Origin of the sequence: Arthrobacter sp. 131MFCol6.1 (assembly GCF_000374925.1) — a bacterium.
Taxonomy (GTDB): Bacteria; Actinomycetota; Actinomycetes; order Actinomycetales; family Micrococcaceae; genus Arthrobacter.
Genome location: NZ_KB895550.1, coordinates 61359 through 87223, shown reverse-complemented (window position 1 = coordinate 87223; position 25865 = coordinate 61359). Strand labels below are relative to the sequence as shown.

Below are 25865 nucleotides of genomic sequence, written 5' to 3'. Positions count from 1 at the left end.
ACCGCAACTCACAGTTCTTCGGACGCTTACCCGCAGGAAACACAGCCGAAACCGCTGGTGCCTAGCCTTGGACTGCATAACACTTCGGCGAATCGAGGCAGTCATGCAGACCAACCCGCGGCTCAACATCCGTCAGGTCGCCTGGGCGAACCCCGTCGGCGCGGACCTGAGGGCCGCCCAGCAGGCGGAACTCGAGGCCCGTTTCGGCCGCCCCGACCACGAACCCGGCCCGCCGCCGTCGGAAGCGGACACCGCGGTGTTCCTGGTGGCGCACGACAAGGCCTCAGGCCAGCCGGTCGGCTGCGGCGGCCTTCGCATGCTGGACGCGCACACCGCGGAAATCAAACGCCTCTACGTGCTGCCCTACACCCGCGGCTCGGGCGTGGCGAGCTCCATCCTCGCGGCCCTCGAAGCCCACGCCTACGCGTTGGGGATTACCACCCTGACGGCGGAGGCCGGCTCGGTGCAGACCGACGGGCGGCAGTTCTACGAGAACTCCGGCTTCGTGTCCGTGCCGAACTTCGGCCCCTATGTCGGCATGGTGCACTCGTACTGCTACGCGAAGCCAATCGATTCGCACAGCGCCGCGCACACCGCCATGGCATAGGCGGTGCGGCGCCGTAGATCGGCGCCGCCGGTGCCGCTGGTGCGGTGCCGTGCCGTGCCGCGCTGCCGGCGCCGTGCTGCTGCGTCACACAACGCCGCCCGTCACGGAGTCGGCTAACCTCGCACTATGGAACCGGCCGACATCACCTTCCGCACCCGCAAATGGGTGCGGCCCGAGGACCTCAACGCCAACGGCACCCTGTTCGGCGGGAGCCTGCTGAAGTGGATTGACGAGGAGGCGGCCATCTACGCCATCCTGCAACTGGGCAACGGCCGGGCCGTCACCAAGTACATCTCCGAAATCAACTTCGTCAGCTCCGCGGTCCAGGGCGACCTGATCGAAATGGGCCTGACCGCGACCCGCTTCGGCCGGACATCGCTGACCATGCGGGCCGAAGTCCGGAACATGATCACGCGCCGCAGCATCCTCACCATTGATGAGATCGTCTTCGTGAACCTGAGCCCGTCCGGGAAGCCCGAGCCGCACGGCTACACCGAAATCACTTATGACCGGGACCGGATTCCGACGCACCACCTGACCGAGACCCTGGACCAGGACTAGCCAAGCCCAGCAGCGCGTCCCGCACAGGCTGGCCCCGCTCCGCCAGAGCCAGGCGCATCACGGCCGACGACGCCCACCGCAAAGCCTGGGTGCGCAGGTGACGCGCCCGGTTGTAGGCGCTCAGCGCCTCGTCCACGGGCCGGGTATTGAGCAGCGCCGCGAGGGTCACGGCGTCGACCAGCGCCTCGCAGGCGCCCCGGCCGAGGTTGGGTGTCATCGCGTGGGCGGCATCGCCGAGCAGTGCCACCCGGGCGCGGACGTAGCTACCAAGCGGCGGCGCCGTCCAGATCCGCTGCGCCAGGGTCGTTTCCGGTACCGCAGCGGCCAGGACGTCGCGGATGCCCGGGGCGTAGCCGCTATAGCGGACCCGGGTTTCCGCCAGGACCGCGGCGACGTCGAGGCTTCCGCGTCCCGGCCCGGAGCGGAACGCCGCGTACCAGTTGGTCCCGGCCGCCGCGGGACCAATCCCGAAGAGCTGCCCGCGGCCCCAGTATTCGCCCGTGTGTCCCCGCCACAGCGATCCGGGAACCACGCCGCGGACCGCGAGGTAGCGGGTGGGCCGGGCACCGGAGCGGGCGCCCCAGCAGCTGCGGCGCACCGCGCTGTGGACACCGTCGGCGCCCACCACGAGGCCGGCGGGACCGGGCCGGACGACGTCGAGGCGGCCGGACACCCGGCGCACGCTGCCCGGAACGGCAGCGTCGAGGAGCCGGATGAGGTCAACCCGGGAGACGCCGATCAGGCCCGTCGCCTGCGCTGATGTCCATGGCCTCCCGGAGGCCGCCCGGACGGTCATGCCGTCGATTGCCGGGCTGGCCTCCCTGACGGCGTCCAGGATGCCCAAATCGCCGAGGGCGCGCTGGGCCGCGGGCCACATGGCCAAGGATGTCCCCACGGTCGGGAGTCCGTACCGCTGTTCGGTGACGGTGACCTCGAAACGCGCGGGATCCAGCCGGGCTGCAAGAGCCAGCCCGGCGATGCCGCCGCCGATGATGGAAACAGCTTGTGGGCGGGGCCGATCATGCAGTTGTTCGGTCAGGTCCAGAAATCGTCCGCCTTGGCCGTGTCCTCGAAGAACTCCCGCCCTTCCGTGATCTTTCCGTCGCGGACCACAAACGTAATGACGGTGGCCATGTCCAGGGTCTTGCCGTTGTTTTCACCGCGGGTGTGCTGGATCGCTACCGTGTAGTTTTCGCCGCCGACGATGTCCTCGAGGTTGGCTTGGAAGGAACCCTGGGTACGCGCTCCCAGTTCGCCGAAGTACGCCAGGACCGCGTCGCGACCCTGTTTGGTTCCGGACAGCACGCCACTTCCGGCAACGTGCCAGACTGCGTCCTCCGCGAACATGTCGCGGAGGGTCGCCATATCCCCTGAATTGAAGGCCGCATACCCCCGCCGAACCAGTTCAACATTCTCTGCCGTTCCCATGATCGGACACCTCTCCGTCGTCCTTGTCGGGCCATGCTGGGACGGTTCAAGGCTAGTCCTGGCCCCGGTGCCTGTCGACGGAAATATGCGCTTCTTCCCGGGGATCCTGCGGGTGCTCTAGCGGGCTCCCGGCCAGCCGGTGTAGGCCTCCGCGAGGTAGGCGCTGCCGTGGCGGGAGGACACCACGGACTGGAGCTCGCCAAGCTGGCGGGCGCGGGAGAAGTCATCGGCGCCGGCCGGGGTGTGCAGCATGGAGGTCATCCAGTAGGAGAACTGCTGGGCCTTCCACACCCTGTCCAGGGCGCGGTCGCTGTAGGCATCCAGGAGCGCGGCGGAGCCGGTGGAATAGAAGCTGTCGAATCCCTCGAAGAGGACCTTGACGTCGTTCAGGGCCAGGTTCAGGCCCTTGGCCCCCGTGGGCGGCACCGTGTGCGCGGCGTCCCCGGCGAGGAACAGGTTGCCGTGCCGCATGGGGGCGTGGACAAAGCTGCGGAACTTCAGGACCGTCTTGTCGATCACGGGCCCTTCCTTGACCTCGAAGCCGTTGCCGTTGACGCGGCTGCGGAAGGCGTCCCAGATGCGGTCGTCATCCCAGTTGTCGACGTCTTCGTTGGGGTCGCACTGGAAGTACATCCGCTGGACCGTCTCTGTGCGCTGGCTGATCAGGGCGAAGCCGTTCCCGGAGTTGGCGTAGATCAGCTCGTCCGAGCTGCGCGGTGCCTCGGCCAGGATGCCGAACCAGGCGAAGGGGTACTCGTGGAAGTACCACTTGCGGTGCGCCTCGGGAATCTGGAACCGGCAGTGGCTGCGCGAACCGTCCGCGCCGGCGATGAAGTCGGCCTGGAGCTCGTACTCGACGCCGTCCGCGTCCGTAAACCAGACCTTGGGCTTGGCTTCGATGTCGTGGATGGTGGTGTCCGTGACGCCGTACCGGACATCGCCGCCGTCGGCCTTCCGGCGTGCGGCGAGGTCCAGGAACACGTCCGTCTGCGGGTACAGCCACACCGATTCCCCGACCAGGTCCTGGAAGTCGATCCGGTGGCTTTCACCGTTAAAGCGCAGTTCGATTCCGTCATGGCGGTCACCGTCACGCAGCACGCGGTCGGAGACGCCGCTGTCGACCAGCATATTGACCGAGCCGTGCTCCAGGATGCCGGCGCGGACTGTCTCGGAGATCTCCTGGTGGCTGCGGATCTCCAGGACGGTGGATTCGATGCCGGCCTTGGCCAGCAGGTGGGACAGCATGAGCCCGGCCGGACCGGCCCCGATGATGGCTACCTGGGTGGTGATGACTTTTCGCTGTGCCATGTGCGTCTCGCTTCGTTGCGGGGTCCCGGGGGGCGGGCGCCTGGGGCCGGTTGGGTTCGTCTGGCTAACAGTGTGCTCCCACGGCCGTGATGCGCGTTACAGAGATTCCGCTGAATGGAATGCCGGGTTCTCGCGGGGCTCGCCAAGCCGCCGCCCGATCCCGCGCGCCGCGGTCTGGAGGGCGGGAACGAGCGCCTGCAGGCGCACTTCTCGAAGGGGAACGACGACGCCGAGGGCCGCCACCGCGTGCTTCCTGCGGTCCAGCACGGGAACCGCGATCCCCCACGTGTCCGGGTCTACGACGCCGGCCAGCTGGGCATAACCCAGATGGGCGGCCTCGCCCAGGAGGGCACGGAGGTCCTCCAGGGCCAGCCGGCCGGTCGGATCACTGAATCCCTCAAGGTATTCGGCCTGGACGGGGCGGGGCTGGTTGGCCATGAGCACCAGCCCGGCGGAGGACACGTGCACGGGCATCCGCCCGGCCACCTGCGCCCGGTTGGCGACGGAGCCGCGGCGGGACAGCCGCTCCACAAAGAGCGCTTCCCGCCCGTCCAGCACGGCGAGGTTCACGTTTTGATGCAGCACCTGCTGGATGTCCTCCATGAACGGCAGGGCGGCCTGGCGGAGCTCGAGCGTGGGCGAATTGCGGTTGGCGAGTTCCCAGAGCCGCAGGCCCAGGCTGACGGAGCCGCCGGGGCCGACGTCGAGCAGGCCATGTCCGGCGAGTTGCCGGACGAGCCGGTGCGCGGTGGTCAGGGGGAGCTCCGCCCTCGCGGCGAGCTCCGAGAGCTGCAGCGCCGTGACACCTTCGGGGAACGCGGCAATTAACCGCAGGACCCGGTCCACCACCGAATCGCCGGAGTTCGAATTGGCCACCATGCTCCTTCCGTTGAATGGTTTTAAGTGTCCCATGCAACACGGTGCAGTGATAGAACTCTCACAATGGAAAGAGGCCGGCCGGCACCGGCCGGCCGCTCGGAATCACATAAATACTAATGCTGAGGTAACAATGTCAACGTCGTCATTGGACAAGTCGTCATCGGGGCAGAAATCACGGTGGCCCGTGTGGCTCTGCTGGCTGGCCATGGTGCTGGACGGCTTTGACCTGGTGGTGCTCGGCACCGTCATCCCGACCCTCATCAAGTCGCAGGAACTTGGCTTCGATGCCGTTGGGGCGACGTTCGCGGCAACCGTCTCCCTGGTGGGTGTGGGGCTCGGCGCGCTCTTCATCGCCCCGCTCTCGGACCGCCTCGGCCGGCGGAACCTGCTGGTGGCCTGCGTGGCATGGTTCTCCCTCTTTACGATCGCCGTCGTCTTCGCACCCAACGTGGCGTGGTTCAGCACGTTCCGGCTGTTGGCCGGCCTCGGCCTGGGCGCCTGCCTGCCCGCCGCCCTGGCGTACATGAACGACTACGCACCCGCCGGAACGGCCGGAAAGTCCACCACCCGGACCATGACCGGGTACCACGTCGGCGCCGTGGCCACCGCGTTCTTGGCCCTCATGGTCATTCCGAGCTGGCGGACCATGTTCGTGGCCGGCGGCCTGGCCGGTTTCGCCCTGGTTCCCTTCCTGTGGTTCAAGCTTCCGGAGACCCTCCCGCCGGTCCACCACATCCCCGCCGCCGCCAAGTCCGCAGCTGCCAGATCTGCAGCTGCCGCCCCTGCCGGCACCCCGGCGGCCACCCCGGACAGAGCAGTGGCCGCGTCCTCGCCCGCGGAGGAACGCGCCAGCTTCCGCGACCTGGGCCGCAAGCCCTACCCGCTGATTGCGGCCGGCGTGGCCGTGGCGTCCTTCATGGGGCTGCTGCTGGTCTACGGCCTGAACACCTGGCTGCCGCAGCTCATGGCCTCCGCCGGCTACAGCCTGAACGCCGGCCTCGCCTTGCTCCTGGTCCTGAACGTGGGCGCCGTGGTGGGCCTGCTGATCGCCGGGGTCCTGGCGGACCGGCACGGCACCAAGAAGATCGTCCTGCTCTGGTTTGGCCTCTCCGCCGTGTTCCTGGCCGCGCTCAGCATCCAGATCCAGAACGAAGTGGTGCTCTATGCCGCCGTCTTTGTCACCGGCGTGTTCGTCTTCAGCTCCCAGGTTCTGGTCTACGCTTGGGTCAGCCAGCTCTTCCCGGTCCGCCTGCGCGGCACCGCCCTTGGCTTCGCCGCGGGAGTGGGCAGGCTGGGAGCTATTTTGGGCCCGGCCGTCACCGGCGCACTGGTGGCCGCCGGCATCGCCTACCCGTGGGGCTTCTATGTTTTCGCCGCCGCCGCGGTCCTGGCGGTCATCGCCCTCGCCTTCGTCCCGCAGACCGTCCCGGCTGTGTCCCGCACCGGCGCCAGCGTCGGGCACCCGTAGCCGTCAGCCACTCCTAGGAGAAGCGCTCCGGGGCCTGCGCCTCGTGGCGGCCCCTGAGTTTGCGCCACGCGCCGGGCGCCAGCACGACGGCGATGCCGACGGCGGCGCCGATGATGGTCTCAACGATTCTGTCGCGGAGCAGGAGGCCGGGGGGCACGGGCGCCACGAGGAGCGTGGAGGTCAGGGCCAGCGGCGTGACGAAAACCTGCGCCAGCATGTACTGGCGGGCGATGAACATCTCGGCGCCGAACTGGCACGCCGCAATCACGAGCACCGTCTGCCAGGGCGTCGGCTGCAGGAGCAGGATTCCGGCGAGCAGCACCAGCCCCAGGGCGGTGCCCGCGACGCGTTGCAGGCCGCGGCTGACGCGGTGCCGGGTGGTGTGGCCCACGAGCGGGACGACGGCGGCCACCATCGCCCAGTAATTGTGGCCAATGCCCAGCCATTCCCCGGCCAGGGTAGCCAGTGTTCCCGCCAGGCCTGCCGCCACGAGGTAGCCCCAGCTTTCGTGCCACGAGGTGCGCTTCTCCTCCGGAGTGAGGGCCGCCGGCCTCGGATTCACCCACGGGGTCCGGTGGCTCCGGGCCACCCGTGAGGACTGGCCGAGCAGCAGGGAGAAAGCCACCGTGAGGACCGCCACCAGCATGGCCTGCCACAGCGGCGGCTGGTTGGGGATTGACGCGATGGCCGCGAACGCGAAGATATGGAACAGCGAACCGGAGGGACGCAGGCGCCACCACGCGACAACCAGGGAGCATCCCCACGCGATCACGGTGGTGGCCACGACCAGGACCCACGTGGTGCCGGCCGCCGACAGCCCGGCCAGGGCGTCCACCCGCGCGGTGAGGGCGGCCAGGAACATCACCAGCAGCATCAGCCCGCCGCCGCGGACCTGCAGGGTCAGGCGCCTGGCGTGCGGCTCGTTGCGGCCGTAGATGCCGGTGAAGGCGCCGAAGGAAGCGAAGATTGCCAGATCCAGGCGGTCCAGCAGTACCAGCGTGATCAGCGGAACAAAGACTCCCACGGCGCAGCGGAAGGCAACCTGGTGGTCCTTGTTGCCCGGCGCGATGGTGAACATCTCGGCGAACACTTTCATGGCGCCGGCCTCACAGCGAAAAGTCCTTCATGGGCGGGTTCTCACGGGTCGGGACGCCTTTCGTTGCAGCCGGAGTGTTACGACGGCGGCGCTGGCATCCAAGACGGAGTTTACGCCGGAAGGGCGCGGCGGCGGCATCGGAATCCGTTGATCGGGATCGGCCGGGTGCACCGCGAAGTGGTAGCGTCTAGCGGTTGAATCAAGCCCGCAACGCACACCGGAGGTTCCCCATGCTCAAAGGATTCAAGGATTTCATCCTGCGCGGCAACGTGATCGAACTATCCATCGCCGTCGTGGTCGGCACCGCTTTCACCGCCCTGGTCAGCGCGTTCACCTCGAACATCGTCAACCCGATCCTCGCGGCCGCCGGCGGCGTCCAGACCCAGGGCCTGGGCTTTCACATCTGGCCGGGCAACGACAAGACCTTCGTCAACATCGGCGCCGTGGTGACGGCCTTCCTGACCTTCCTCATCACCGCCGCGGTGGTGTACTTCATCTTCGTGGCCCCCATGAACCGGATCAACCGAATGGTCAAGAGCCGGCTCAGCGCAGCCGAGCCCGAGGAAGAGCCGATCCCGGCCGACACCGCGCTGCTGGCCGAGATCCGCGACCTGCTGGCCAATCTGGCCGGCCCGGAAGCCGGTGCCAACCGCGCCCGGGTCGGGGAGCACCCGGACGGGGAGCACCCGGAGGGGGAGTACCCGTCCGGGAAGGCACTGCCGTCCGAACCGGCCGGAGTCGCAAGCCGAACTCACGCCTGAGCCGTCATTGCTGTGCGCCCTCTGGCGGGCGGGTGTTCCGGAGTGCTTTGATGTAGACGCCCCCGCCGCGCGAGCCCGGATGCCAAGGAGGAACACCATGCCGGATGTTCACTGGAACCACGAGCTGGTGGACCAATTGGACTGGCACTTTGCCAACCAGGCCCGCCCCCGTCTGGACGGGTTGACTGACCACGAGTACTTTTGGGAGCCGGCGCCGGGCTGGAATGTCCGCCGCAAGGACGCCTCAACGCCCCCGGGCGCGCCGGGTTCGGGCGATTTCACCATTGATTTCAGCTACCCGGAGCCCGTTCCCGCTCCGGTGACAACCATTGCGTGGCGCCTGTGCCACATTCTGGTCGGCGTCCTCGGCGCACGCACGGCATCGCATTTTGGCGGTCCTGCGGTGGACTACCAGTCCTTCGCCTACCCCGGCACCGCGGCCGGGGCACTGGCCCAGCTGGACGAGTACTACGACCGGTGGATCCAGGGCGTGAAGGGCCTCCATGAAGCGGGTTTGGCGGCGCCCTGCGGGCCGGCCGAGGGTCCGTTCGCCGATGCCCCGATGGCAGCACTGGTCCTGCACATCAACCGCGAGATGATCCACCACTTGGCCGAAGTCGCCCTGCTCCGCGACCTCTACGCCCACCGTGGCTTGCTCCGGAACGGCGTGGAGGCTGGGCCGGGCTTGTAACAGCCCGCTCCCCTGCCCTGTGCCGGTCCCGGTTCCGGCGCGAAACCGTCACCCGGCGGCAATCCGGCCGAAACAGCCGGCCGGAATCATGGGAGCATGACGCGCAACGCCACAGGCAAAAACCCTGCCAAAACCCCAGGCAAAGCCCAGTCCCCGGCCACCTCCGAGTTGAGCTGCGAAGTGTGCGGCCAGATGCCCGAGCCGACCAAGGCGCGGCTGACCCTGGCCAATGTCGCCGTGATGCTTCCGATTGAGCTGCTGGTGCACGCGGCGGTGGTGGGAACCCATCTGCCGTACGTTGGCAAGGTCCTGGTTCTGACCATGACCGCGACCATCCTGGTGATTTGGGTGGCCGAACCGTCGGCGGCCCGGATGCTCAGGGGCTGGCTGCATGCCCCGGCCCTGCGCCACCGCAAACGGCTCGGCGCCGCACCCGCCCTGTGGCGGGCGCGGACCGTCCTGAAAGACAAGCCCGGGTCGCTGCAGAAACTGACGCAGGCCCTGGCCGGGCTGAACACGAACATCCTCAGCATTCATGTTCACCCCGTGGCCGGCGGTGTGCTGGACGAGTTTGTCCTCTCGGCACCCGGTGAAGTCCGCGAAGCCGAGCTGCTCCGGGCGCTGCGGGCCGGCGGCGGAGCGGATCCGCACGTGTGGCCGACCACCGCCCTGGCCATGGCCGACGGGCAAACCGGCGCGCTGAGCCTGGCCGCCCGGATCGCCGCCAGCCCGGAGGAGCTGCCGCTGGCGGTCGCGGAACTGCTGCGGGCACGGATCATCCCCGGACCGGCTGCCGGCAACGCCGAGGCTTCGCCGCGGCCGGGAGGTGACGGGACGGTCCTGAAAATCCCTACGGCGTGGCACGGCCCCATTACGTTTTCCCGGCCCGGTGAGCCGTTCACGCCTGCCGAATCCGCCCGCGCGCACCGTTTGGCCGAACTCGCGGAGATCCTGGCGCACCGGCCGGCGGCACGTTAGCCGGCCAGCCCGGCCGGCGGCCCGCCCGACCGGCCGGTGAAAGGGCCGGCCCGGCAATGGTTGGCCCGGGGTCAGATGCCTGTCATCCGGATGGTGAGGGCATCCTGCTCGACCGTGACCTTGAGATGCTTGGCCTTGCCGAGCGGGTCGCCGTCGAGCTGGAATTCCTGCTCGTGGGCGAGTTCGATCTCGGCTGACTTTCCGGCGAAATATTCCACCGACGCGTTCTTGGAGTTCCTCCGGCCGAAGACGCCGGCCAGCACATCCAGCCAGCCGAACCGGCCGATGGGCGCCAAAATCACGACGTCCAGGATGCCGTCGTCGATCTTGGCGTCGGGGAAGATTTCCACGCCCCCCATGATCTTGCCGCAATTACCCACCATCACGCTGCGGATCCGGCGCCGTACCGGGTGCTGGCCGTCAATGCTGATTTTCGCCCTGATGGGCTTGCCCGGCAGGTGCCGGATGCCCGCTTCGACATAGGCGAGCCAGCCCACGCGGTCCTTGAGTTCGTCCACGGTGTTGGCCATGATGGCGGCGTCGTAGCCCAGACCGGCCATCACCAGGAAGGTGGACTCCGCCTCGGCGTGGTCCAGCGACGCCTTCACCACATCCACCTTGGTGTCCGTGCCGCTCAGGACGTCGTAGCTGGCAGCCACGGGGTCGGTGATGTCGATGCCGAGATTGCGGGCCAGCAGGTTGCCGGTCCCCAGGGGCACCAGGCCCATCGGCGTTCCGGTGCCTGCGAGGACTTCCGCCACGCAGCGGACCGTTCCGTCGCCGCCTGCGGCGATCACGACGTCGACTCCGGCCTCCAGCGCCTCGCGGGCCTGGCCCAGCCCGGTGTCCTCCTTTGTGGTTTCCAGCCACAGCGGCTCGGCCCAGCCCTGGGTCTCGCAGAGGCGGAAGAAGGAGGCGCGGAAGCTCTCGCCGGGAGACTTCATGGGGTTGATAACCACGGCGGCGCGCCGGGACGGGGCGTTGTCCGGGGTCTCCGGCGTCGCGGTGCTGTTCTCTGTCATGGCGTCCTTAGGGGCAATTGGGCGAAGAGTACCCGAACTAAAATCCTAGCCGCAGTGCCCGCGTAACCTGCGCAGGGCCAGCGCGAATCGTGGACGTGCGCTCCGCAGGCTCACTAGACTGGGCTTCGTGATGTGCCGGACGCTGCGCTCCGGACGCCGAAAGCGGGGGCAGATGACTGAATCAGAAAATTACTCAGCGACGGCAGAATCATCCAGCATTGACCCCCATGACTGGGGCCGGGCGATGGCACTGGCGCTCACACGGCTGGCCGAGCAGATCGCGCCCGGAGACAGCGAAGACATCCATGCCCTGCTGGTGGGCAGGGACTTGCACCTGAAAATCGGTGACGAACCGGGGGGCGTTACGATCACGGTTTCAACAAAGCCCATCCCGGGCCCCGCTTCCTCCTGACGGTTCTCTGCCGAGACGTATCTCTTCTCAGACGTATCCATTCCAGACGTGCCGTCTGGGGCGCGGTTCACCGTCCCGAGGTCAGGTCCTCGGAGATGATTTCCGCCGTGGCCAACGCTGCCTCACGCACGGCCTTGAGGTAGGCATCGGGATCGGGCTGCGCAGACACAGTCTGGGCCTGCAGCGAGACGTTGATCGCCGCCACCACCTTGGGCCCGTCATGGACGGGCGCCGCAATGGACATCAGCCCCAGCTCCAGCTCCTGGTCCAGCAGGCACCAGCCCTGGGCGCGAACAGTATCAAGCTCCGCCAGGAGGGCGGCCCGCGTTCCGATGGCTCCGGGAGTCAGGGGCCGGATCTCGGCAGCCGCGAGGTACTCTTCCAGCTTCGCCGGCGGGAGGGCCGCGAGCAGCACCCTGCCCATGGAGGTTGCATAGGCGGGGAAGCGGGTGCCCACCGTGATGCCGACCGTCATGATCCGCCGGGTGGACACCCGGGCGATGTAGGCGATGTCGGTGCCTTCGAGCACCGCGGCCGACGTCGACTCCCCCAGTTCGAGCGAGAGTTCTTCCAGGTGCGGTTGGGCGAGCTGCGGCAGGGACAGCCCGGACAAGTAGGCGTAGCCGAGCTGCAGCACTTTGGCGGTCAGGGCGAAGATCTTGCCGTCCGTGCGGACATACCCCAGCTCCGCGAGTGTGTGCAGGAACCGCCGGGCCGTGGCCCGGGTCAGCTCGGTCCGGGCCGCGACCTCGGTCAGCGTCATCTTGGGATGTTCCGTGTCGAAGGCACGGATCACGGCGAGGCCGCGCGCCAGCGACTGCACGTACTGGTCGCTGGCCGCGGGCGCGCCGCCGCTCTTGGCTGGCTCAATCATTTTTCGCCTCTCGGTCCCGCATCACTTTAGCGGGGCACACGTTCTCCGGCCGCAGGACAGTCAGCTTGGCTCCGCCGCCCGCAGCGGCATCGGGACCATGGCCTGGAGTTCCTCGAGCGTGCAGCCGAAGGTCTCCCGCACCTGGACGCCGTCGGAGCCGGTCAGGAAGACGGCCTTGTCGGTGTAGACGCGGGTCACGCAGCCGATCCCGGTGAGCGGGTAGGTGCAGGTCTCCACGAGTTTGGACACGCCGTCGCGGGTCAGCAGCGTCATCATGACGAAGACGTCCTTGGCGCCGGTGGCGAGGTCCATGGCGCCGCCGACGGCGGGGATCGCGTCCGGGGCCCCGGTGTGCCAGTTGGCGAGGTCACCGGTGGCGGAGACCTGGAAGGCGCCGAGCACGCAGATGTCCAGGTGGCCGCCGCGCATGATCGCGAAGGAGTCAGCGTGGTGGAAGTAGGACGCCCCCGGCAGCTCGGTCACCGGGATCTTGCCGGCATTGATGAGGTCGCCGTCGATCTGGTCCCCGGCGGCTTCCGGGCCCATGCCGAGCATCCCGTTCTCGGTGTGGAGCGTGATGTTCTGCTCCGGTTCGAGGTAGTTCGAGACCAGGGTGGGCTGGCCGATGCCAAGGTTCACGAAAGATCCGGGCTGGATGTCACGGGCCACGAGGCGGGCGAGATCGTCACGGCCCAGCGGCTTGTCGGACGTCTGGAGACCAGCCTGGTTGCCGGTCCGCAGACCCTGGTCATTGGTTGGGATGCTCATCTCAGGCCACCTTCACAATGCTGTTGACGTAGATGCCGGGGGTCACGATGTTTTCCGGGTCCAGGCCGCCGGTGGGGACAACCTCTGACACCTGGGCGATGGTGTGTTTCGCGGCGGCGGCCATGATGGGACCGAAGTTCCGCGCGGTTTTGCGGTAGACGAGATTGCCCCTGCCGTCCGCCGTGAGGGCCTTGATCAGGGCGACGTCGGCGTGGATGGGAGTCTCGAACACCTGCCACTTGCCGTCCAGGAAGCGGGTTTCCTTGCCTTCGGCGAGCATGGTGCCGTAGCCGGTGGGCGTGAAGAAGCCGCCGATCCCGGCACCGGCAGCTCGGATCCGCTCGGCGAGGTTTCCCTGCGGGACGAGTTCGAGCTCGATCTCGCCGGCGCGGTACTTGGTGTCGAAGTGCCAGGAGTCGGACTGCCGCGGGAAGGAGCAGATCATCTTCTTCACCCGGCCCTCCTTGATCAGCAGCGCCAGTCCCTGGTCGCCCTGGCCGGCGTTGTTGTTCACCACGGTCAGGTCGGTGGCGCCGCACTCCAGCAGCGCGTCGATGAGTTCGAACGGCTGCCCGGCGTTGCCGAAGCCGCCGATCATCACGGTGGAGCCGTCCTTGATGCCGGCGACGGCCTCGCCGACGGTGTCAATGAAATTCAGCATCTCTCTTAGCCCTGTCCTCTATGCCGCATTGCGGGAAGTTACGTTTTCGAGCACGACGGCGAGGCCCTGGCCGACGCCGATGCAGATCGCGGCGACGCCCCAGCGCTGCCCGGAGGCCTGCAGGGACCGGGCCAGGGTGCCCAGGATCCGGGCGCCGGAGGCGCCGAGCGGGTGGCCCATGGCGATCGCGCCGCCGTGCCGGTTCACGATTCCCGCATCGATGCCCCAGGCGTTGATGCAGGCCAGGGACTGCGCGGCGAACGCCTCGTTCAGCTCGACGGCGCCGACCTGGTCCCAGCCGATCCCGGCCTTGGCGAGGGCCTTGTTCGCGGCCTCGACCGGGGCGTAACCGAAGTACTGCGGATCGTTGGCGTGCGCGCCGCGCCCGGCGATCCGGGCCAGCGGGTCCATCCCCAGCAGCCCGGCGGCGGCCTCGGAGCCGAGCCAGGCCGCGGAGGCGCCGTCGGAGAGCGGGGAGGCATTCCCGGCCGTGACGGTCCCGTTCTCGGTCCGGAACACGGTCTTGAGCCCGGCGAGCTTCCCGGCCGAGGACCCGGGACGGATGCCCTCGTCGCGGACCAGGTCCGTGCCCGGGACCGGGGCGACCAGGGCATCGTAGAAGCCCTCGTCCCACGCCGCGGCGGCGAGGTTATGGGAGGCTGCGGAGAACTCGTCCTGCGCCTCACGGCTGACCCCGTTTTTTTCGGCCAGCCGTTCGGTGGCCTCGCCCAGGGAGATGGTCCACTCCGCGGGCATGGCCTGGTTCACCAGGCGCCAGCCCAGCGTGGTGGAGGCCAGGGTCAGGTCCCCGGCCGGGTAGGGCTTCTCGGTCTTGGGCAGCACCCACGGGGCCCGGGACATCGACTCGGCCCCGCCGATCAGCATCAGGTCGGCGTCGCCGGTATTAATCTGGCGGGAGGCGATGATCGCCGCGTCCAGGGAGGACCCGCAGAGCCGGTTAACCGTGGTGCCCGGGACCGAGACCGGCAGCCCGGCCAGCAGGGTGCCCATCCGGGCGATGTTGCGGTTTTCCTCCCCCGCGCCGTTCGCGTTGCCGAACACCACCTCATCGATCCGCTCGACGTCGAGTTTCGGGGCGCGTTTCACGGATTCGCGGATCACGTGCGCGGCAAGGTCATCCGGGCGGACCCCGGCAAGGCCGGCACCGAACTTCCCGAACGGGGTCCTCACGGCGTCATAGATAAATGCCTGATTCATGGGTTCTTGTCCGTTTCTGCCTCGTCCCTGGCCGCCTCGTCCATGGAATGGAAGACGTGCTGGGCGGTCTTGAAGGCGGTGTTGGCGGAGGGGACCCCGCAGTAGATGGCTGTCTGGAGCAGGATTTCCTTGATCTCGTCCCGGCTCAGGCCGTTGGTGATGGCGGCGCGGATGTGCATGGCCAGTTCTTCCCAGTGCCCGTGGGCCACCATGGCAGTCAGGGTGACGGCTGAGCGCATCTGGCGGCTGATCCCGGGCCGGGTCCAGATGCCGCCCCAGGCGATCCTGGTGATCATGTCCTGGAAGTCCTCGGTGAAGGAATCCTTGTTGGCGTTGGCGCGGTCCACGTGCGCGGCGCCGAGGACCTCGCGGCGGACTTTCATGCCGCCGTCGTAGATTTCCTGGCTGGTCGCGCCGGGCTGGACCACACCGTTGCGTTCGGGCCCGTGGAATTCGGCCCTGCTGGTTTCGGAGAAAGTCATGCTCCCGCTCCCTGGGTTTCGGTCCAGGTGATGAGGCCCTTGAGCAGCTCGGCGACGTGGCCCGGCGCCTCGAACGGCGCCAGGTGTGCCACGCCCTCCAGGCTGACGGCCGTGGCTGTGCCGCCGCCGGAGGTGATGCCCGCGGCGACTTCCCCGGCCATCGACGGCGGGGCGACGGCGTCCAGGGCGCCGGCCACTACCTGGGTGGGCACGCGGATGGTGCCGAGCTGGTCCCGCACGTCGAAGCCGGCCAGCGCCTCGCAGCAGAAGGCGTAGCTGAAACGGTCGGCGTCCCGGAGGCTGTGCAGGAGCCGGCTGCTGAGTTCCGGCTGGCTCTCCATGAATCCCGGGGCGAACCAGCGCTGCGCGGAACCCTGGATCATCACCGGGGTGCCCTGCGTGCGGACGGTTTCGGCACGTTCCAGCCAGCCCTCGGCAGTGCCGAGCTTCGCGCCGGAGCACTGCACGGAGAGGCTCTTGAGCCGGTCGCCGTGCTTGATGCCAAGCTGCAGTCCGGTGGCGCCGCCCAGGGACACCCCGGCGTAGTGGAAGCGCGCGCCCGGGGCGATCGAATCGACCAGGCCGATCACGGCATCCGCGAGGTCGGCGACCGTGAAGGCCTCCTCCGCCGCGGGCGAAACCCCGTGCCCGGGCAGGTCCCAGGCGATGACGTCGACGTCGGGGCCCAGCAATGTGCCGGCCTGGCTCCATAGCAGGGAGGATGTTCCGAGCGAGGGCCCGACGATGAGGAGGGGTTTGTCGCCCAGCTCGCGCTGGGGCGAAAGCAGGACTGCTTTGACGGTGGGTCTAGCCACGGGAGGCTCCGTTCTGGAGTTGGTGGGCAATGGCGCCGGCCTGGCCGGTGTATTCCGGATACGCCGCGAGGATGCGGCGGGAGATCTCGACGGACTGGCCGAGGTAGTTGGCCGGGTTCAACAGCTCCTCGAGGCGGGCGTCCGTGAGCAGCTCTTCAGGGACAGCCGCGCGGAGCAGTGCCCGGTAGGTGTCCGCCTGGTCCGCAGCCGGGGCCCGGAGCGTTTCGTCGACGACGGCCTGCAGCCGCTGTTTCCCGGTCCTGTCCGCTCCCGTCCCGGCGCCGCGGCCGTCCAAAACGCTCCCGTCCAAAACGGCCCCGTCCAAAAGTGGTGCGACGGCGGCGGTGACGGCTTCGGAGAGCAGCAGCGGGCCGCCGAGCCCGAGGTTGCGGCGCATCGCCCCGGGGAAGACCGCCATCCCTTCGGCCAGTTCCCGCAGTTGTCCCGCGGCGCCGAGGGCCAGGCGGAGCAGCTGGCGCAGGGCGGCCCATTCGCTGTGCCAGGCGCCGTCGGGGCGTTCGTCGTTGAAATTAGCGGCCGCGAGATGCAGCTGGGCGGCCAGTGCCGGCGCCTGCAGGGCGGCGCTGCGGATCAGCACGGAGAGCACGGGGTTCTGCTTCTGCGGCATGGCCGAGGACACGCCGCGCCCCGCGGCGCGCGGTTCCGCAATCTCGGCAACTTCCGGCCGGCTCAGGAACAGGACGTCGGCGGCCATCTTTCCGGCCGAATCGGTCACCGCCGCCAGCGCGTCGCCGAGCGCGGTCACTGCCAGCCGGTTGGTGTGCCAGGGGGCAGGAACTGGCGCGAGACCCAGGCGGGCGGCCAGCCGGTCGGCGAGATCAAACGGGGACAGCGTCGCCGCGGTCAGCGTCCCTGCGGCCAACCCAGCGCCGTCGGTAAGTCCAGTGCCGTCAGTGAGCACAGTGCCGGAGGCGAGGGTCCCGGCGGCGCCGCCGGTCTGTACCGGCAGTTCGAGGGCCTCGAGGCGGCTGGCCGCGGCGGCCAGCCCGCTGAACCACTGCGCGGCCCGCAGCCCGAAGGTGTAGGGCAGCGAGTGCTGGGTCAGGCTCCTGGCGACACAAAGCGTGTGCGCATGGGCTTCGGCGAGGCCTGCGAGGGCGGCCGTCGCCGCCCGGAGCTCCGCGAGGAGTTCGCGGATGGCCCCGGCGGCCAGCACCATCAGGGCCGAGTCGAGCACGTCCTGGCTGGTCAGCGACGTGTGAATGGCCTGGACGGCGCCGAGTCCGGCGGTGTCCAGGTTGCTGACCTGTTCACGGAGGTCGGCGAGCAGCGGGATGACGGGGTTGCCGCCGCCTTGGGCCCGCACGGCGATGCCTGCAACGTCGTACCGCCGCACGTCCGCGGCGGCGGCCACCACTGCGGCGGACCCCGCCGGGGCCAGGCCCGCCTCGTCCAGGACCGCCGCCCACGCGGCCTCGACCTTGAGGATGGCGCCGAGCACTGCACGGTCCCCGGTCAGCGCCGCCACTAGCGGCGACGCCGACACGGGACTGAGCAGGCCAAAGTCACCGTCGGTTTCGAGGAAGGTCACTTCGAGGCACCCTCGGCGCCGCTGAAATCCAGGAACACCGTCTCGCCCTCGCCCTGGAGGCGGATGTCCCAGGTCAGGCCGCCGTCGGAATCCCGACGCGCGATGAGGGACCGGCGGCGGTCCGGTTCGAGCGAGCTGAGCAGCGGATCCTTGGCCAGTGCCTCCTCGTCCTCCGGCAGGTAGACGCGGGTAAACAGGCGGTTCATCAGGCCCCGGGCAAAGACGGCGACGGCGATGAACGGCGCCGCGCCCTCCTCGGTGGGGCCGGGGTTCACCGTGGTGAAGGTGAAGACGCCGGTGTTGCCGACCGCGCTGCGGCCGAAGCCTGTAAAGGTGTAGCCGTCCCGGACGAGGGAGCCTGTACGGTGCGGAACGTTGCCGTCCGCGTCGGCCTGCCAGATCTCCAGGATCGCGTCCGGGATCGGGTGCCCGGCGCCGTCATAGACGGTGCCCTGGAGCCGGATGGAGCCCGGGGAGCCGGGAGCCAGGAGCTCGCGGTCCTTGGTGTAGGGCAGGGCGTAGCCGTAGAACGGCCCCACGGTCTGGCCCGGTGTCGGGGTGAGTTTACTCATGGCGCTCCTATTCATTCTCGTCGCCTCCTGCGCCCAATGCCTCGTTTTCGGTCCAGGTCCGCTTGGACCCGGTCAGCACAATGTCCCAGTTGTACGCCAGAGCCCATTCAGGCTTGGTCTGCTCGTGGTTGTAGGTGGCCACGAGCCGGTCGCGGGCATCCTGGTCCACGATCGACTGGTAGATCGGGTCCAGCGGGAACAGCTGGTCACCGGGGAAGTACATCTGGGTGACGATCCGCTGGGTGAACTCCTGCCCAAACAAGGAGAAGTGGATGTGCGCCGGGCGCCAGGCATTGAGGTGGTTCTTCCACGGGTAGGCGCCGGGCTTGATGGTGGTGAAGCTGTAGGAGCCGTCCGCGCCCGTGATGCAGCGGCCGACGCCGGTGAAGTTGGGGTCCAGCGGTGCCGGGTGCTGGTCCCGCTTGTGGATGTAGCGGCCGGCGGAGTTCGCCTGCCAAATTTCCACAAGCTGGCCCGCGACGGGGCGGCCGTCGCCGTCGAGCACGCGGCCGGAGACCACGATGCGTTCGCCCAGCGGTTCGCCGTTGTGCGCGATGGTCAGGTCCGCTTCCAGCGCGTGCACGTCCATGTGCCCGAACGCCGGCGAGTAGAGCTCGATGGTTTCCGGGTCCGCGTGGTGCAGGTCCTTGGTGGGATGGCGCAGGACGCTGCTGCGGTACGGCGCGTAGTCGAGCCGCGGCTGGGTTTCGGCGGGGGCTCCGCTCTTGAGGGCCTGCGCGTAGGCGGCGCCGATCGCCTTCATCTCGGCGCTGAGGTCCGCCTGCGACTCCGCGGCAGTATCCAAGGCAGGGCCAGCGGGCGCATACGTCTTCGGTGCGGCCTCCGTGGCTTCGTCGGACACGTCCTCGGTGATCGGGTCGGCGTTGAAGATGTCGAGGTTGATTTCTTCAGGCACAGCAGCCTCCTTTCGTTGGTGTGTTTGCTATTCGGATGGGGTCAGGAAGTGCGGGTCAGCTGGTGCAGGTGGTCGTATTGGACGGCGTGCCGGACCGGGGCGTTCGGGGCGCCGTAGCCGTCGTAGGCGCCGCGGCGTTCCACCATTTCAAAGAACACGCTGCCCACGGTGGCCGTGTAGAAATGCAGGAATTCGCCGTCGGCGTCGCGGTCATAGAGCAGGTTGAGTTCGCGGAGCGTGGCCAGGAATTCCGGGTCCAGGGCGAACCGGGCGTCGAGGTCCTCGTAGTAGTTCGCCGGGATCTGCAGGAAGTCCAGTCCGCGGTCCCGTGCGGCCCGGGCCGTGGCCACGAGGTCATCCACGGCGAACGCCACATGCTCCTGGTACGTGCGGCGGTGGCCGGACCCCGCAGCGCCGGGTTCTTTTGTTCCGTCGGCGGCTTCCTGCTGCAGCAGCGGCGCCAGGTTCAGCACCAGGCGGACGCCACGGTCCTCGGTGAGCATGACCTGGGACCGGACCAGGCCGGTGGGGCTGGCCACCTCGGCATACGGCTGCGGTTCCAGCGCGAGGGCGCTCGTGTAGAACAGCACGGCTTCGTCAAAGTGCTGCCACGGCTGGGCGAGGTTCACGTGGTCGATCACGGCCCCTGCCCCGGCACCCGCACCGGGAACGGGGCCGGCGTCTGGAGCGGCGAGAGGCAGTTCCTCGCCGGATTCGTATGGCTCGCCGAATTCACCGACCCAGGCCGCGGTGCCGTCCGGGCTGCCCTGGCAGAGGAAGATTTCGGTGGAGTCCGGCGCGGCGAAGCCCTGGAAGACTTCCTCGTTGGCCTGGCTCTTGCGCGGTACGGCGGGGGCCTTGAGCTGCTGGGCGCGGGCTGCGGCGATAACGGGAGAGTCGACGTCGAAGCCCAGGGCGGAGATGGCAGGGGCGGCGGGAGCCGGCTGGCCGGTACCGGCGGCAGGGCCGCCGCCGGCAGGGGTCGCTGTGCCGAAGGGTGCGGGTTCCTCGTTGATGATCACGCGGGCGTGGCCCATGGTCCACAATTGCACATCCTTGGTCCGATGGCGCCCGTTGAATGCAAAACCCAGCTGGCCGAGCAGGGTTTCCAGTCCGGCGGTGTCCCCGGCCCGGACCTCGGCGAAGTTGAAGCCGGCGGGCTCGGCCACCCGGGGCAGCGTGGCGAGCTCCATCGGGTACCGGCGACGGGCCGACGCGCCGGACGCCTTGCCTGCGGCGGGGGCCGGATTTGCCTCCAGCCAGCGGGCGCTTTGCTCTTCGAGCCAGATCAGCGACCGCATGGCGTCGACGGCGGTGCGTTCGACATCGGACTGGCGGAAGACGTCGTTGAACACCTCCAGCGACACCGGGCCCGCGTAGCCGGCGCGGACCACGTGGCCCATGAACTTGGCGAGTTCGAATTGGCCCTCCCCCGGAAACACCCGGTAGTGCCGGCTCCAGGACAGCACGTCCATGGACAGCTTGGGGGCATCGGCGACCTGGACGAAGAAGATCTTCTCCGGGTTGAAGGCTTCGATCGGCGCGGTGTCCCAGTCCCGGGAAAGGATGTGGAACGAGTCCAGGCAGGTGCCCAGGTTGGGGTGGTCCACCATGTCAACCAGCCGGTGGGCGTGTTCGTAGTCGTTGACGTACTTGCCCCAGGCCAGGGCCTCATAGGCGACCTTGACGCCGTGGTCGCCGGCGAGGGCCGCTAGCCGGGAGAGCTGGGCGGCCCGGAGCTCGTCATCGTCAATCGTGGCGGTGCCGACGTTGGAGCAGAGCAGCATGGTGTCCATGCCCAGGCGGGACATCAGCCGGAACTTGGCGTCCGCGCGGCGCAGGTTGGCGGCGAGCAAGTCCTCGGGAACGCTGTCGAAGTCGCGGAACGGCTGGTAAAGGTCCAGGGTGAGGCCCAGGTCGGCAGCCAGTTTCCGGACGTCTTCCGGGCTCAGCGGGGACGTCACGAGGTCCTGTTCGAAGATTTCGATCCCGTCGAACCCGGCGACGGCGCAGGCCTGCATTTTTTCCCGCAGGGTGCCGGAGAGGCAGACGGTGGCGATTCCGGTGCGCATCAGGCGGCCACTTCTTCTGCGGCCACAAGTTCCAGGAAGTGGGAGCGCATGCGGTCGGCGTCGGCCTCGCGTCCGGTGAAGATCCGGAAGGCGTCCGCCGCCTGGCCCACGGCCATCCGACCGCCGTCGAGCACCTCGCAGCCCTTGGCCCGGGCGGCGCGGACGAGCTCGGTTTCGATCGGCCGGTACACGATGTCGGCCACCCAGTGCCGGGACTCCACGAGGGACATGTCCAGCGGCACGCCCGGGTGGGCGGCCATGCCCACGGGGGTGCAGTGCACCAGGCCGTCGGCCTGCGGCATGAGCTGCGGCAGCTCCGCTGTGGTCCGGGCGGTGACGGTCCGGTCCGGGAAGAACCCGGCGAGTTCGGCTGCCCGGGCGGTGCAGCGGGCTGCGTCGGTGTCTACAAGGTCCAGCTCGCGGACCCCCGCGGTGAGCAGGGCGTAGGCGACGGCGGATCCGGCGCCGCCGGCTCCCAGCTGCACCACGCGGTCCAGGGTGGCGCCGGGGAGCCCGGAGGCCAGCGCCGCCGCGAACCCGGAGAAGTCGGTGTTGTGGCCGATGAAGCGGCCGTCGCGGATGACCACGGTGTTCACGGCGCCGAGGCGCCGGGCGTCGGTGGAGACCTCGTCGAGGTGCTCGAGCACGAGCTGCTTGCAGGGGTGCGTGATGTTCAATCCGTTGAACCCGAGGCTCCGGGCGCCGGAGAGCAGTTCCCCCACGGCCTGGCCGGGCAGGCCGAGTTCGATGAGGTCAATGGGGCGGTAAAGGTACCGGAGGCCCTGCACGTCGCCCTCGCGTTCGTGCATATAGGGCGTGAGGGAAGGCATGACGCCGTCTCCCACGAGGCCCACGAGGAAGGACTCTGCTCGATTGCTCATCCGGTTAGCTCCTTTGACAACGGCACTCGGCGGGGGCGACGCCTGCGGCGTCTGCGGCGGACCGGGTGATAGGTATTACATTACAGATTTTGTTCACATGTTGCACTGTTGTTCGAATGACGAACATACTATTACGGCGGCGGCTCGTTGCGTCGGCTTGTTTACGACGGCGGCGCGCGCCAGCTCCCGCCGGCGTCACCGCTGGGGCAGCCGGGCCGACAGCTCCGCGGCCGCCGCCTGCAGCAGCGGCACGAGCGCCACGAGGGCCTCCATGCTCAGGCGGAAGACCGGGACCGCCGTGGCCAGCGAGGCGAAGGCGTGCCCCTGGGCATTGAAGACTGGGACGGCGACAGCGCGCATGCCGAGCTCGTTTTCCTCGTCCATGGTGGCGAAGCCCTGGCGCCGGACCTGCTCGATTTCGGCCCGGAAGGCCTCGCGGTCCGTGATGGAGAGCGCCGTCAGCGGCTCCAGGGGCAGCTCCTCAACGAGCTGGGCGCGGGTGGCGTCGTCGGCGAACGCCACCAGCGCCTTGCCCACCGAGGTGGTGTGCAGCGCCCCGAGATGCCCGGGGTCACTCGTGACCCGGAAGGTCTGCGGGCCGTCCACCTTGTTCACCGTCAGGTGGTGGATGCCGTCGCGCACGGAGAGGATGGTCGCCTCGCCCGTTTCCTCGGTCACGCGCCGCAGGATGGGCAGCGCCGTGCCCGCGAAGCCGTGGTGGTTGGAGACGCGCTGGCCCAGCTGGAAGACCCGCAGCCCCAGGTGGTAGCGCCGGCCGTCCGGCTCGTAGTCCACGAACCCGTCCCGGGTCAGCGAGCCGAGCAGGCGGTAGGTGGTGCTGAACGGCAGGTCCGCGCGGCGGGAGATCTCCGCGGCGCTGGCGCCACGCGGCTCGTCGCCCAGGAGGACCAGCAGGCCCAGGGCCTTGCCCACCATGTCCGTCCGCGAGTCCTCCCTGGCGGCCTTGGCAGGCTTCGAAGGGGCCTCCGCGGGATAGCCGGAAGCGGCGGGAACGTCTGTGGTTTCATTCACACTCATGCATTGATGTTCCCACATAGTGAGAGCTATTTCTAGATGGTGATTATTTTTGTTGACAAGTGACTGCGCTCACAGTCATGATTGCTACATCGCACAAGTAGCTTCCACCATGTGGCTACTAGTCCGGGTCTTTCCACGGACCTCCGGCTGCACCACACTTAACCAAGCGGCAGCCGAGACCTTCCTGATCCATCCGCGACAACGTCGTCACACCAAAGGAACACCATGAGCCACACTGTCCCGTCCACGACGCCGGGTATCACCACAGGAGGGACGCCGAAGAAGGCGGCCCTTGCCAGCTTCCTGGGCAGCGCCGTCGAGTATTACGACTTCTTCATCTTCGGTTCCGCAGCCGCGCTGATCTTCCCGCATGTCTTCTTCCCCGATGCGGACACCAACGCGGCGATCATGTCGTTCGCCACCTTCGGCTTCGCTTACGTGGCCCGCCCTGTCGGCGCCGTGGTCCTCGGCCACTTCGGCGACAGGGTGGGACGCCGGAAGGTCCTCATGTTCACGCTGCTGCTGATGGGCGCCTCGACGTTCGTCATCGGCTGCCTTCCGGACTTCAGCACAGTCGGCTGGTGGGCCCCTGCTCTGCTGGTGCTGGCCCGGCTCTGCCAGGGCCTGTCCGCAGCCGGCGAGCAGGCCGGCGCCTCGTCCATGACGCTCGAGCACGCCCCGGACAACCGCCGCTCCTTCTTCACCTCCTGGACCCTGACCGGCACCCAGGGCGGCCAGATCCTTGCCGCCCTCGTCTTCATCCCGGTCCTCGCCCTGCCTGACGAGATCAAGTACACGATCGGCTGGCGCATCCCGTTCTGGCTCAGCGCCGTGGTGGTGCTGGTCGCGTTCTTCATCCGCCGTACCCTGCACGAGCCGCCGGCGTTCGAGGAGGCCCAGAAGACCAAGCAGATCTCCAAGCTCCCCGTCGCGGACCTCCTCAAGAGCCACTGGCGCGATGTCGTCCGTGTCATCGCCTGCGCCTTCATCGCCGCCGTGTCCACCGTCTTCGGCACCCTGGCCATCAGCTACGCCAAGAACGTCGCCGGCGTGGACGGCACCACCACCCTCTGGCTCGTCGTCGGCGCCAACTTCCTGGCCCTGGGCACCCAGCCGCTCTTCGGCATGCTCGCGGACAAGATCGGCCGCAAGCCGGTGTTCATCTACGGCGCACTGTCCAGCGCGGTCCTGACTCCGGTCTTCCTGCTGAGCCTCGAATCCGGCAACGTCGCGCTGATGTTCCTGGCCGCCATCGCCTTCTTCTCCTTCGGCTACGCGGCGGCCAACGCGGTCTGGCCCTCCTTCTACGCCGAGATGTTCAGCACCAACGTCCGCTTCTCCGGCCTCGCAATCGGCACCCAGCTGGGCTTCCTGATGGCCGGTTTCGCCCCGGCAATCGTGGCGGCCATGGGCGGCATCCAGCCCGGCGGCTGGGTCCAGATCTCCATCTTCACCGGCATCATCTGCCTGATCGCCACGGTCTCGGCACTGACTGCCAAGGAAACATTCCGGGTCCCCACCAAGCAGCTCGGCCAGCACTAGCCCGCACCGGCAGCGGATTTCAACCGCGCTTCCGCACCGCACCACACGCCGGCGGCCCGTCCCTTCGGGGGCGGGCCGCCGGCGTTAAGGCGTTGAGGGGTTGAGGCGTTGCGGTGGTTGGCGGGCTAGGGTGCGGCGCCCAGAACTGCGGCGAGATCGAACTTCACCGGTTCCTCCAGCTGGTCGTACGTGCAGGAGCGCGGATCGCGGTCCGGACGCCAGCGCAGGAACTGGGCTGTGTGCCGGAACCGTTCTCCCTCCATATGGTCATACTTCACTTCCACCACGCGCTCGGGCCGCAGCGGGGTGAAGGACAGGTCTTTGCCGCCGCTCCACCGGCTTCCCTCGGCTTTCCGCGGAGTCCACGCCCCCTCCTCCTGCCGGGCCCAGGCCCAGGGGTGGCCGTCGAAACCGGTGACCAGCTCCTGCAGCTCGGCAAAGAGCGCCGCGCGCCGGGCCATCGGGAAGGCGCCCACCACGCCGACGTTCGCCAGCACCCCGGCGTCGTCGTAGAGCCCCAGGAGCAGCGAGCCGATCCGGTCCGGACCGGAGGTGTGCACGCGGTATCCGGCGAGCACGCAGTCCGCCGTCCGTTCGTGCTTGACCTTGACCATCGCGCGCTTGTCCGGCTGGTAGCTGCCCTCCAGCGTCTTGGCCACAATCCCGTCAAGACCGGCGCCCTCGAACTGCCGGAACCAGCGCTGCGCCGTGTCCCGGTCGGAGGTCGCGGCCGTGACGTGGACCGGCGCCGCGCTGGCTGCGAGTGCGCGCTCCAGCTGCCGGCGGCGCTCGGAGAAGGGTTTGCCCGTGAGATCCTCGTCGCCCAGGGCCAGCAGGTCGAACGCAACGAAGCGCGCCGGGGTCTGTTCCGCGAGCAGTTTCACCCGGCTGGCGGCCGGATGGATGCGCTGCTGGAGCGCGTCGAAGTCCAGCCGGTCCCCGGAGGCCGCCACCAGGATGATCTCGCCGTCCACCACACAGCGTTCCGGCAGCTCCGACTTCAGCGCCTCGACAAGCTCGGGGAAATAGCGCGTCATCGGCTTGCCGTTCCGGCTGCCGATCTCCACCTCGTCGCCGTCACGGAAGATGATGGAGCGGAAGCCGTCCCATTTCGGTTCAAAGAGCCAGCCCGTTCCGGCGTCCGGCGACGGCAGTGCGGGGAGTGCTTTGGCCAGCATGGGCGCAATGGGAGGCATCAACGGCAGGTGCATAGCGCCCATTCTTGCGCCGCGGACCCGGCACCGCCACCCCCCACGTAGTGGT

At 68.6% G+C, this 25865-nt stretch carries 27 protein-coding genes; 8 read left to right on the top strand and 19 right to left on the bottom strand.

What is annotated here, in order from left to right:
• The first annotated feature begins 103 nt into the window (after positions 1-103).
• A complete protein-coding gene (locus C566_RS0116095) occupies positions 104-607 on the top strand; it encodes a GNAT family N-acetyltransferase (RefSeq protein ID WP_018775382.1) in 504 nt (167 codons plus the stop codon).
• Between the two features lie 126 nt (positions 608-733).
• Positions 734-1168: an acyl-CoA thioesterase gene (locus C566_RS21650; protein WP_018775381.1), complete on the top strand. Its 435-nt coding sequence runs from the start codon at positions 734-736 to the stop codon at positions 1166-1168.
• Here the strand turns inward: C566_RS21650 and C566_RS0116085 are convergent.
• The 4 genes from C566_RS0116085 to C566_RS0116065 form a co-directional block, all read right to left on the bottom strand.
• Positions 1107-2195, bottom strand: a complete 1089-nt coding sequence (locus tag C566_RS0116085) for an FAD-dependent monooxygenase (RefSeq protein ID WP_043467174.1) — start codon at positions 2193-2195, stop codon at positions 1107-1109. The two genes, C566_RS21650 and C566_RS0116085, sit on opposite strands and share 62 nt — an antisense overlap.
• Before the next feature lie 8 nt (positions 2196-2203).
• Complete coding sequence (locus tag C566_RS0116075) at positions 2204-2596, bottom strand: nuclear transport factor 2 family protein (RefSeq protein WP_018775379.1); 393 nt, start codon at positions 2594-2596, stop codon at positions 2204-2206.
• Between the two features lie 117 nt (positions 2597-2713).
• Entirely contained in the window at positions 2714-3904 is a 1191-nt protein-coding gene (locus C566_RS0116070; RefSeq protein ID WP_018775378.1) for a 4-hydroxybenzoate 3-monooxygenase, read from the bottom strand.
• 96 nt (positions 3905-4000) lie between these two features.
• Positions 4001-4780, bottom strand: a complete 780-nt coding sequence (locus tag C566_RS0116065) for an IclR family transcriptional regulator (RefSeq protein WP_043467200.1) — start codon at positions 4778-4780, stop codon at positions 4001-4003.
• Between the two features lie 133 nt (positions 4781-4913).
• Between C566_RS0116065 and C566_RS0116060 the strand changes: the two genes are divergently transcribed.
• A complete protein-coding gene (locus C566_RS0116060) occupies positions 4914-6251 on the top strand; it encodes an MFS transporter (protein ID WP_043467172.1) in 1338 nt (445 codons plus the stop codon).
• 13 nt (positions 6252-6264) lie between these two features.
• Here the strand turns inward: C566_RS0116060 and C566_RS0116055 are convergent, their stop codons facing one another.
• Entirely contained in the window at positions 6265-7347 is a 1083-nt protein-coding gene (locus tag C566_RS0116055) for an FUSC family protein (protein ID WP_018775375.1), read from the bottom strand.
• A 230-nt stretch (positions 7348-7577) separates the two neighbouring features.
• Between C566_RS0116055 and mscL the strand changes: the two genes are divergently transcribed.
• From mscL to C566_RS21640, 3 genes are all read left to right on the top strand, one after another.
• Positions 7578-8108, top strand: a complete 531-nt coding sequence (gene mscL, locus C566_RS21645) for a large conductance mechanosensitive channel protein MscL (RefSeq protein ID WP_018775374.1) — start codon at positions 7578-7580, stop codon at positions 8106-8108.
• A gap of 97 nt (positions 8109-8205) precedes the next feature.
• The gene (locus tag C566_RS0116045) at positions 8206-8799 is read left to right on the top strand and encodes a DinB family protein (RefSeq protein WP_018775373.1); all 594 of its coding nucleotides are present in this window, start codon (positions 8206-8208) and stop codon (positions 8797-8799) included.
• A gap of 96 nt (positions 8800-8895) precedes the next feature.
• Positions 8896-9777 carry an ACT domain-containing protein gene (locus tag C566_RS21640; protein WP_018775372.1) on the top strand — a complete coding sequence of 294 codons (882 nt, stop codon included), beginning with the start codon at positions 8896-8898 and terminating at the stop codon, positions 9775-9777.
• A gap of 71 nt (positions 9778-9848) precedes the next feature.
• On the opposite strand, the gene C566_RS0116035 is transcribed toward C566_RS21640, so the two are convergent.
• On the bottom strand, positions 9849-10799 hold the full coding sequence (locus tag C566_RS0116035) for a diacylglycerol/lipid kinase family protein (RefSeq protein ID WP_018775371.1): 951 nt from the start codon (positions 10797-10799) through the stop codon (positions 9849-9851).
• Positions 10800-10971: 172 nt separating this feature from the next.
• Between C566_RS0116035 and C566_RS0116030 the strand changes: the two genes are divergently transcribed.
• Entirely contained in the window at positions 10972-11211 is a 240-nt protein-coding gene (locus C566_RS0116030) for a hypothetical protein (protein WP_018775370.1), read from the top strand.
• Between the two features lie 67 nt (positions 11212-11278).
• Here the strand turns inward: C566_RS0116030 and C566_RS0116025 are convergent, their stop codons facing one another.
• The 12 genes from C566_RS0116025 to C566_RS0115970 all read right to left on the bottom strand — a co-directional run bounded on the left by C566_RS0116025 (position 11279) and on the right by C566_RS0115970 (position 23060).
• Positions 11279-12085, bottom strand: coding sequence for an IclR family transcriptional regulator domain-containing protein (locus C566_RS0116025; RefSeq protein ID WP_018775369.1), 807 nt, complete (start codon positions 12083-12085; stop codon positions 11279-11281).
• Positions 12086-12145: 60 nt separating this feature from the next.
• Entirely contained in the window at positions 12146-12853 is a 708-nt protein-coding gene (locus tag C566_RS0116020) for a 3-oxoacid CoA-transferase subunit B (protein WP_018775368.1), read from the bottom strand.
• Position 12854: 1 nt separating this feature from the next.
• Complete coding sequence (locus C566_RS0116015) at positions 12855-13514, bottom strand: 3-oxoacid CoA-transferase subunit A (protein WP_018775367.1); 660 nt, start codon at positions 13512-13514, stop codon at positions 12855-12857.
• Positions 13515-13532: 18 nt separating this feature from the next.
• Positions 13533-14732 (bottom strand): thiolase family protein, encoded by a 1200-nt coding sequence (locus C566_RS0116010; protein WP_018775366.1) that lies wholly within the window; start codon positions 14730-14732, stop codon positions 13533-13535.
• On the bottom strand, positions 14729-15214 hold the full coding sequence (pcaC, locus tag C566_RS0116005) for a 4-carboxymuconolactone decarboxylase (RefSeq protein ID WP_018775365.1): 486 nt from the start codon (positions 15212-15214) through the stop codon (positions 14729-14731). Before pcaC ends, C566_RS0116010 begins: the two co-directional genes overlap by 4 nt.
• Positions 15211-16029, bottom strand: a complete 819-nt coding sequence (locus C566_RS0116000) for an alpha/beta fold hydrolase (protein WP_018775364.1) — start codon at positions 16027-16029, stop codon at positions 15211-15213. Before C566_RS0116000 ends, pcaC begins: the two co-directional genes overlap by 4 nt.
• The gene (locus tag C566_RS0115995; RefSeq protein ID WP_018775363.1) at positions 16022-17581 is read right to left on the bottom strand and encodes a lyase family protein; all 1560 of its coding nucleotides are present in this window, start codon (positions 17579-17581) and stop codon (positions 16022-16024) included. The genes C566_RS0116000 and C566_RS0115995 overlap by 8 nt, the downstream gene beginning before the upstream one ends.
• Positions 17578-18153: a protocatechuate 3,4-dioxygenase subunit alpha gene (gene pcaG, locus C566_RS0115990; RefSeq protein WP_018775362.1), complete on the bottom strand. Its 576-nt coding sequence runs from the start codon at positions 18151-18153 to the stop codon at positions 17578-17580. Before pcaG ends, C566_RS0115995 begins: the two co-directional genes overlap by 4 nt.
• A gap of 7 nt (positions 18154-18160) precedes the next feature.
• Complete coding sequence (pcaH, locus tag C566_RS0115985; RefSeq protein ID WP_018775361.1) at positions 18161-19069, bottom strand: protocatechuate 3,4-dioxygenase subunit beta; 909 nt, start codon at positions 19067-19069, stop codon at positions 18161-18163.
• Positions 19070-19110: 41 nt separating this feature from the next.
• A complete protein-coding gene (locus C566_RS0115980; protein WP_018775360.1) occupies positions 19111-21141 on the bottom strand; it encodes a sugar phosphate isomerase/epimerase and 4-hydroxyphenylpyruvate domain-containing protein in 2031 nt (676 codons plus the stop codon).
• Positions 21141-22022 (bottom strand): shikimate dehydrogenase, encoded by an 882-nt coding sequence (locus tag C566_RS0115975; protein ID WP_018775359.1) that lies wholly within the window; start codon positions 22020-22022, stop codon positions 21141-21143. The genes C566_RS0115980 and C566_RS0115975 overlap by 1 nt, the downstream gene beginning before the upstream one ends.
• Before the next feature lie 195 nt (positions 22023-22217).
• Positions 22218-23060, bottom strand: coding sequence for an IclR family transcriptional regulator (locus C566_RS0115970; protein WP_018775358.1), 843 nt, complete (start codon positions 23058-23060; stop codon positions 22218-22220).
• A gap of 225 nt (positions 23061-23285) precedes the next feature.
• On the opposite strand from C566_RS0115970, the gene C566_RS0115965 reads away from it, so the two are divergent.
• Positions 23286-24602: an MFS transporter gene (locus tag C566_RS0115965; RefSeq protein ID WP_018775357.1), complete on the top strand. Its 1317-nt coding sequence runs from the start codon at positions 23286-23288 to the stop codon at positions 24600-24602.
• A gap of 125 nt (positions 24603-24727) precedes the next feature.
• Here the strand turns inward: C566_RS0115965 and C566_RS0115960 are convergent, their stop codons facing one another.
• The gene (locus tag C566_RS0115960; protein WP_018775356.1) at positions 24728-25813 is read right to left on the bottom strand and encodes an ATP-dependent DNA ligase; all 1086 of its coding nucleotides are present in this window, start codon (positions 25811-25813) and stop codon (positions 24728-24730) included.
• Positions 25814-25865 lie beyond the last annotated feature (52 nt).

Coding starts and splice junctions, on each gene's coding strand:
- C566_RS0116095 (WP_018775382.1), top strand. CDS start 104: ATGCAGACCAACCCGCGGCTCAACATCCGTCAGGTCGCCTGGGCGAAC.
- C566_RS21650 (WP_018775381.1), top strand. CDS start 734: ATGGAACCGGCCGACATCACCTTCCGCACCCGCAAATGGGTGCGGCCC.
- C566_RS0116075 (WP_018775379.1), bottom strand. CDS start 2,596: ATGGGAACGGCAGAGAATGTTGAACTGGTTCGGCGGGGGTATGCGGCC.
- C566_RS0116070 (WP_018775378.1), bottom strand. CDS start 3,904: ATGGCACAGCGAAAAGTCATCACCACCCAGGTAGCCATCATCGGGGCC.
- C566_RS0116060 (WP_043467172.1), top strand. CDS start 4,914: ATGTCAACGTCGTCATTGGACAAGTCGTCATCGGGGCAGAAATCACGG.
- C566_RS0116055 (WP_018775375.1), bottom strand. CDS start 7,347: ATGAAAGTGTTCGCCGAGATGTTCACCATCGCGCCGGGCAACAAGGAC.
- mscL (WP_018775374.1), top strand. CDS start 7,578: ATGCTCAAAGGATTCAAGGATTTCATCCTGCGCGGCAACGTGATCGAA.
- C566_RS0116045 (WP_018775373.1), top strand. CDS start 8,206: ATGCCGGATGTTCACTGGAACCACGAGCTGGTGGACCAATTGGACTGG.
- C566_RS21640 (WP_018775372.1), top strand. CDS start 8,896: ATGACGCGCAACGCCACAGGCAAAAACCCTGCCAAAACCCCAGGCAAA.
- C566_RS0116035 (WP_018775371.1), bottom strand. CDS start 10,799: ATGACAGAGAACAGCACCGCGACGCCGGAGACCCCGGACAACGCCCCG.
- C566_RS0116030 (WP_018775370.1), top strand. CDS start 10,972: ATGACTGAATCAGAAAATTACTCAGCGACGGCAGAATCATCCAGCATT.
- C566_RS0116025 (WP_018775369.1), bottom strand. CDS start 12,085: ATGATTGAGCCAGCCAAGAGCGGCGGCGCGCCCGCGGCCAGCGACCAG.
- C566_RS0116020 (WP_018775368.1), bottom strand. CDS start 12,853: ATGAGCATCCCAACCAATGACCAGGGTCTGCGGACCGGCAACCAGGCT.
- C566_RS0116015 (WP_018775367.1), bottom strand. CDS start 13,514: ATGCTGAATTTCATTGACACCGTCGGCGAGGCCGTCGCCGGCATCAAG.
- C566_RS0116010 (WP_018775366.1), bottom strand. CDS start 14,732: ATGAATCAGGCATTTATCTATGACGCCGTGAGGACCCCGTTCGGGAAG.
- pcaC (WP_018775365.1), bottom strand. CDS start 15,214: ATGACTTTCTCCGAAACCAGCAGGGCCGAATTCCACGGGCCCGAACGC.
- pcaG (WP_018775362.1), bottom strand. CDS start 18,153: ATGAGTAAACTCACCCCGACACCGGGCCAGACCGTGGGGCCGTTCTAC.
- C566_RS0115980 (WP_018775360.1), bottom strand. CDS start 21,141: ATGCGCACCGGAATCGCCACCGTCTGCCTCTCCGGCACCCTGCGGGAA.
- C566_RS0115975 (WP_018775359.1), bottom strand. CDS start 22,022: ATGAGCAATCGAGCAGAGTCCTTCCTCGTGGGCCTCGTGGGAGACGGC.
- C566_RS0115970 (WP_018775358.1), bottom strand. CDS start 23,060: ATGAGTGTGAATGAAACCACAGACGTTCCCGCCGCTTCCGGCTATCCC.
- C566_RS0115965 (WP_018775357.1), top strand. CDS start 23,286: ATGAGCCACACTGTCCCGTCCACGACGCCGGGTATCACCACAGGAGGG.
- C566_RS0115960 (WP_018775356.1), bottom strand. CDS start 25,813: ATGCACCTGCCGTTGATGCCTCCCATTGCGCCCATGCTGGCCAAAGCA.